Here is a 6,743-nt window from a genome sequence, read left to right as displayed (position 1 = left end):
GCCCGCAGATGCGCCAGCACCAGCCAGGCGACGCCGAGGAGGGCGGTTGCCTTGACGCTTCCGGCCACGCCGACCAGCGCCGTCGCGGCGGCGCCGAGCGCGGCCTGCCGAGCCGTCGGCGTGCTTTTTCCCTCCGGGCCGGACGCCGGTGCCGAGACGAGCCGTCGGCGATCCACCACCAGCGCCGCCACGAGCAGCGCCGCGGCCGTTGCGTCGAGGTGGGCTCCGCCGATCAGGTGCACGACGACGACCGGATTGGCCGCGACGAGCACCATGACCAGGGCCCGTCGGCCCGGCTCCGGTCCGGCGAGCCGTAGCGTCAGGACGACCATCGCGATCGTTGCGAGGATCGCGACTATCTTGAGCAGCGTGACCGTCCCGGCCGGCCCGCCGCCGAGGGCCGCGGCGCTCTTCTCTACGGCGACCGCGGCACCGCCATAGGGCGCATGGGTGTTCCACCACCGGGGGTCGACGGCCCGGACGAACGCCGAGCCCGAGCCCTCAGCGGTCAGCAGGACGGAGACGCCGTGTGTCGCCGGATCCAGGCCGAGCCTCGCCAGCTCACCCTGAGCGGCGTAGGCGTAGATGTCCCGGCTGAACAGCGGCGGGCCCACCGCGAACGGGAGGCTCCAGACGATCACCGCCGCGAGGGCGGCCCGCGGGGAGGTGCGGCCGGCGATCGTCGCGCGCACAAGCCCGCCCCAGCACAGACACAGAGTGATGATGCCCAGGGCCGCCAAGCCGGCCAAGACACCCCTTGCGGTATCCGACGGGGCCGCCGATGGGAGAATGCCCCACCAGGAGGAAGGGTCGGTCGTGTGCGGATCGCGCGAACCGAGCCGACCCTCGCTCACCATGGCCACGGCCGCGGCGCCGCCACCGGCGAGGACCAGCAGGGTCACCCTGGTCGGGGCCCGGATGCCGGCAGGTCGGGGCCGGCCGCTGCCTGGTCCGGACGGGACGGGCGTGGCCTGACGCCGCCCGCGGGGCAAGCTGTCGGGTGATGACCGGTCGGAGACGGCGGATGGACTGTCGTCGGTGCGTGGGGGGGTCGCGGGTGACAACGCTCGCGACCCCTGGTCCCTCGCCTGACGCCATCTCGGGGGGGCGGGCGGCGTCGACCGCCCCGGCGACGGGTGGGCCCGGGCACCCCGGGTCGGAGCCTCGCGTGGCCACACTGCCCCAGACCCCTTCCATCGCCCTCGAGCCGCCGCGGCACCGCGGACCGTTCGTGCGGGGTGTTCTCGCCGTCGTCGTGGCGGTTCGCCGCTGGCCCTGGATTCTGACCGCCGCGCTCTGCCTGCTGTGCATCGGTCTTGGCATCACCGGTCCGGACACCCCCGCCCAGGAGTACCGGGTCTGGCTGTTCCGGCACGGCGGAGTGGTGCTCTGGGACGATCAGTGGTACGGCGGTCACACCATCCCCGGCTACAGTGTGCTGTTCCCCCCGCTCGGTGCGCTTGTCGGGGTACAGCCGCTCGGCGCGATCTCCTGCGTCGCCTCGACGATGATCGTGACCCGGTTACTCCGCGGTCCTGGCCGGCGGGCCGGGCATGATCTGGTCCTTGTCTGGTTCGCGGTCTCGACGGTGGCGAACCTCGTCGTGGGCCGCATGCCGTTCGCTCTCGGGATGGCCTTCGGTGCGCTGGCGCTGGTCGGCGCGCGGGAACGGCACACGAAGCTGACCTGGATCGGCGCGGTCCTGTCGTCGCTGGCGTCTCCGTTGGCCGGCGGCTTCGTGCTGCTCGTCGGCCTCGCGTTGCTGCCGACGATCGGATGGCGCCGCGCGCTCCCGTTCGTCGGCGCCGGATCCGGCATCATCGTCGCGCTCGCGTTTCCCGAGGACGGGTACCAGCCCTTTCCCGCGGTCACCTTCCTGTCGCTGTTGACCCTCATCGCGGTCGGCCTGCTCATCGTGCCCGGGCACGCCCGGCTCATCCGGCCCATCCGGCACGGCCTGTTGCTCTGGGCGGCCGCGGCAGTGGTCTTCTTCTGCGTGCCCACCCAGGTCGGCGGGAACATCACCCGACCGGCGACGCTGCTCGCCGGCCCCGCCGCGGCGTTGTTGCTCGCCGAACGCCGCCGCGTCCTCGCGGTCGCGGCGATCCCGCTGATCGGCTGGCAGATCGGGCCGGTGCACGGGGCGCTGCTCGTCCACGGCGATCCGTCCGGGTCGAAGGCCTACTACACCGAGCTCCTCGACTACCTCGACCGCGGCGCGCCGGTGCCGGCCGGGCGGGTGGAGATTCCCTTTACTCGGGCCCACTGGGAGGCGCGCTTCGTCGCCCCGTCCGTACCCATGGCCCGCGGCTGGCTGCGCCAGCTCGACAGCAAGTACAACGCGCTGTTTTACGACGGCACACTGAACGCCGAGACCTACCACGAGTGGCTGCTCGCCCGTGGCATCCGCTACGTCGCCCTCCCCGACGTCGAGCTGGATCCCTCCGCGGTCGCCGAGGCCAGGCTGCTGCGGGCCGGTCTGCCCTATCTCGAGCTCGCCTGGCAGAACGCGCACTGGAAGGTGTGGCTCGTCACCGACTCCCCGGGTCTGGTACAGGGACCGGCCTCACTCACCGAACTGGGGGTGAGTTCGGTCGCGGTCGACTTCCACGCGCCCGGGGTCGCCACGGTGCTCGTGCACTACACCCCCTACTGGCAGCTGTCGGGGGGCACGGCGTGCGTCTTCCGGGCGGCCGGGGGCTGGACGGGCATTCTCACCGAGTCGTCCGGACCGGTGCGCCTGTCCGCCCGGCTGTCCGTCGACGGCCTGACCCGCGCCAGCGCCCTGGACTGCCCGGTCGGTCAGCGTGTCTCCTGACCTCTCGGGGTGGCTGTCGGCGGGTGGGTGCCTCAGCCCCTCTAGGACGTCCGGGCGCCGGGCCGGGCGCCGGGTGTCCAGGTGACCGGGTGACCGGACGAACTCACCGGGCGGCGGGTTCGGACACCAGATCCGCGACGACGATGGTGGTGTCGTCCCGGGCACCGGCCAGCAGGGCCGCCTCGACGAGCGCGTCCGCGGCCCGTTCGGGCGGCTCGGGCCCCAGCGCGCTCAGCAGGCCGTCGAGCTGTTCCGGGCTCATCACCTTGGTGATGCCGTCGCTGGCGAGAACGACCCGGTCACCGGCGCGGACCGGCTCGCTGAAGATGTCCGCCTCGATCTCGTCAGCGAGCCCGACGGCGTTGAGCAACGGACCGTTGCGGATCGCGTGCGGCGTGGTCAGTGCCCGCGGCCGTCCCTTGCCGGGCTGCAACCACACCGAGCTGTCACCCACGTGCGCGACGGTGAGGTACTCGCCGGTGCTCTGCTGGCGCCCGAGGATGACGACGTCCAGCGTGCAGGCCATGCCGAGCCAGGCCGGCTCCTCGCGAGCCCGGGTCCGGACCACCCAGTTCGCCCGTTCCACGGCCTTGCGCAGGCCCTCAAGCGGATCCTCGGCGTACTGCGGGCGGAAACCCGCCACCGTGGTGACCGCCAGCGTGGACGCGATCTGGCCGGCAGCCTCGCCACCGACCCCGTCCGATACCGCCAGCAGCCCGTCGACGACGACGAACGCGTCCTCGTTGGGACCGCCGCGTCTGCCCCGGCGGGTGCGCCCCGCGGCGGCGAGTCGCAGCGCGGCGGCCGTCGTCTGCTCCGGCTCGATCGCCATGAGATCGCCCGCCTGCCCCCTCGGGGGAGTGGGCGGAGCCACGGGGATGGTCGTCGCCGTGGGGGAGCTCTCCCACGGCGTGTCCTCAACCGTTCGGGTCGGCTCGGCACCGCGCGGAGCCGGCGCGTGTTCCCCGGCTGGCGGGAGGGGATAGTCGCCGGTCGCCGGGTCGTAGTAGCGGGTGGCATCCGCCCGTTCGTCACCGAAGGCACCGGGCCCGAGGTGCGGCTGACCGGCGGGCGGTGGCGTCCAGCCGGTGGACTCGGGATCGCGGTTGCCTTCACCGCCGCCGACGGAAACCTGCGAGGTCACATCCCCTCCCCATGCCGCGCCTGCGTCCGGGACGCCGCTCGCGCTGTCCGCTGACCTGTCCGCCGCGTTGCCCGTCGCACCGGTTGCCGAGGAGACCGGCGTCGGCTCGGCGAAGCCGGGGACGATCCCGTCGGGCGGGGTGATGTCAGAGCTGTCACGGATCGGCACCGTACCGTATCGGTGGCGCTGATGGTTGAGGCCACGGGAGCGTCGCTGGTTCTCTCCGGGCCGGACGGGTCGGTTGTTGAGGATGACGAAGACCAGCCCACCCACCAGCAGCACCACAATGAGCATGATCGGTACCAGCGGGCTACCCATGGCCTCCGTCCTCGCCGTAGCAATTACGATCACGCTGTAGGACGTGTCGCCAGCCGTCTTCCTTCATACCTAAGGACATCAACTCAGAAGAGACCGGGTATGTGTCGCGACACCGACACAAGTGCTGCGCATTGTTCCAGACTTGGGCGCGGCCGAGTAGGGCCGGCGCCCGGGCGGCCCCGCCGTGAGGCGGGCGCCACGAAGGATGCCTCCGGTGACGCCACGAAGGATGCCTCCGGTGAACGGTGACGGCCCGTGTCGGGGGGCGCGAGACGGTGATTGTTCGCCGCCGCATCAGCGCACCACGGTGATGAAGATTACCAAGGTTAGGCACAACGTCACGGTGAGCACGGCGGTCATGGCGAGCCTGGTGGTTCTGGCGCGCCACGGGAGCAGGCGGCGCCTGAGCGGTGCGGGTCGGCTGATCGCGGCGATCACCTGGCTCTCGACGAAGCCGGGCAGCTCGCTCGCGGCCCGCAGCCGCGGGTCGTCGGGGAGGTAGAGCGCCACCAGTCGGCGCACGACGCGTTCCAGGTCGGCGGGGAAGGGGCGATCTGCCTCCGATCCCCGCACTGTTCGGCGGAAGTACCTCTCCGTCGCTCTGGCCAGCTCCGGATCCGTCAACGGCTCCTCCTCCGGATAGGCGGTTCCCTGGCCCGGGGCACCGTCCCGGCGGATGGCTTCGTGCAGATCCCAGGCGTCGTCCCAGTTCGGAACGTGTCGGACCAGCAGCCCGAAGACACGGGCCGCGTTCAGCTGGCCAAGCCGGCAGGCCCGGAGGAATGCGATCGCCGGATCGGGACCGTCCGGCCAGGTCGGCGAAATGCGGGCGGTGAGCTCCGCACCCAGGACATGTAGATCGTTCTCGAGCGCTCCGGGCGGACCGGGTTCGTGGGACGCGCCGGGCAGGTAGAGGCCGGCGATGCGCCGCACGGTCTGCGTCAGCGGCCCGTCGCCTCGTCCCGACGCGGCCTGGACTGCGATCAACCGATCGAAATACGGGCGGGCACCGGCTCCGAGCACCTCCGCATCAGGGGCCCGCGACGCGGGCTGGCCGGGTGGCCCGACCGGGGAGGCCCCCGCGTAGGCCCCCGCGTAGGCGATGTCATCGCGGATGTCCTCGGCGGTATGCCATCCCGGGGCGTAGAGGACGAGCAGCCGGAACGCATCGGCTCCCCGGGCATGGGTTTCGCGCAGCAGGCGCACGACTTTCGCTGCGGCCGACTCAGGGGGCCACTGCGACCCGCCACCCGTCGGCGCGGCGCCTGTTACCACTTCGTCTGCCAGGGCTCTGGCGAACTCGAAGCCCTCGGGCAGGCCGAACAGGTCGAAGAGGGCCCGCAGCGTCTGATGGATCAGATCGATGTGGCGCCCGGCCCAGACGGCGGGGTCTACCGCGGCCGCCGCCGGGATCGCGAGCGCGGCGAGCCCCGCGACCAGCCGGGTCAACATCTCCACGACCTCGCGCTGCATCGTCGTCACCGCGCGGTGCACCGCGTCGACGTAGGCAGCGCGGTCATGGTCGCTCTGGTAGGCGTCCGGGGCCAGCCGTCGAGTGATGGCCTGAGTGACGTCGCTCGCCGCGCGGGCCAGGACATCGGTACGGCGGCCGGGTGGGCGTGGGGCGACCGCTCCGAGGGGAGAGCGGGCGGGCTCGCCGCGCTGCGGCAGGTTGCAGTGCAGCAGGTCACGTAGCGCGGCGAGCTCGCGGAGGTCGGTGGGTGACTCGAGCGGATCGACGAGAGGGTCGTACGCCGCGTCGCTGAGGGAGATGCCCAGCGGGACGCCCAAGGCGGCGAGCAGCCGGTCGACCGGGTGCAGACGATCGTCCCAGTACGACCACTCCTGCCGATACGCCTCCGCGACGTTCCGGATGACGGCGTTCCCCGCGTCCCGTTCCAGCCGTTCCAGGTGCCGCCGTCCCCCTGGGCCCGGATCGGTTGGCTGCGCGGTGGCCGATTCCGGTGTGGCGGGTGGTGGCGTGGCGGGTGGTGGTGTGGCGGGTCGGGGGACGCGGCACACGGTGACGGCGAGCCGGGTGGGGGCGGGTCGGGAAGTACCGGTAGGCGACGCCGACAGGTGGTCCGGCCGGGCGGCGCGCAGCGCCTCGGCGGTCTCCGTGGCCAGCCGGATCGCGTTGTCGCGCGCGGAGGTCATCCGATATCCCGAGAAGATCGACTCCAGGGCGGCCGCGAGCAGTGGGACTGCCTGGCGCAGTGGCTCGTCGCGGTGCAGTGGTCCTTCCCGCTGCAGTGGCTCGTCGCGGATCTGTGCGGGCGAAGGAACCCGCAATGCGGCGAGTTCGTCCGCGAGGGCGGAGATCGTTCCTTCGACTTGGCGCTGCTCCTCGGCGACCGCGTTGGAGATCTCGTCGATCATCCGGCTAGGGCCTGTTTGGGAGTACGTCCCGGGGTTGGCCGTGGATCTGATGGTGATTTTCGGATTGCATGATCCGTTGTGTGG

At 72.1% G+C, this 6,743-nt stretch carries 4 protein-coding genes; 1 reads left to right on the top strand and 3 read right to left on the bottom strand.

The window, feature by feature from the left end; translation table 11 throughout:
* A partial coding sequence (gene mptB / locus AC08OQ_RS16380; RefSeq protein WP_476612171.1) for a polyprenol phosphomannose-dependent alpha 1,6 mannosyltransferase MptB occupies window positions 1-902 on the bottom strand: 902 nt, incomplete at its 3' end.
* Window positions 903-1,168: 266 nt separating this feature from the next.
* Here mptB and AC08OQ_RS16375 point away from each other — a divergent pair.
* Entirely contained in the window at window positions 1,169-2,818 is a 1,650-nt protein-coding gene (locus tag AC08OQ_RS16375) for a hypothetical protein (RefSeq protein ID WP_476601246.1), read from the top strand.
* Window positions 2,819-2,921: 103 nt separating this feature from the next.
* On the opposite strand, the gene AC08OQ_RS16370 is transcribed toward AC08OQ_RS16375, so the two are convergent.
* Entirely contained in the window at window positions 2,922-4,280 is a 1,359-nt protein-coding gene (locus AC08OQ_RS16370) for a PP2C family protein-serine/threonine phosphatase (RefSeq protein WP_476601244.1), read from the bottom strand.
* A gap of 294 nt (window positions 4,281-4,574) precedes the next feature.
* A complete protein-coding gene (locus AC08OQ_RS16365) occupies window positions 4,575-6,659 on the bottom strand; it encodes a hypothetical protein (RefSeq protein WP_476612170.1) in 2,085 nt (694 codons plus the stop codon).
* Between the last annotated feature and the right edge of the window lie 84 nt (window positions 6,660-6,743).

The sequence above is a fragment of the Frankia sp. CcCS3 genome (genome assembly GCF_977927575.1).
This window is presented reverse-complemented; position numbering and strand designations above follow the sequence as displayed.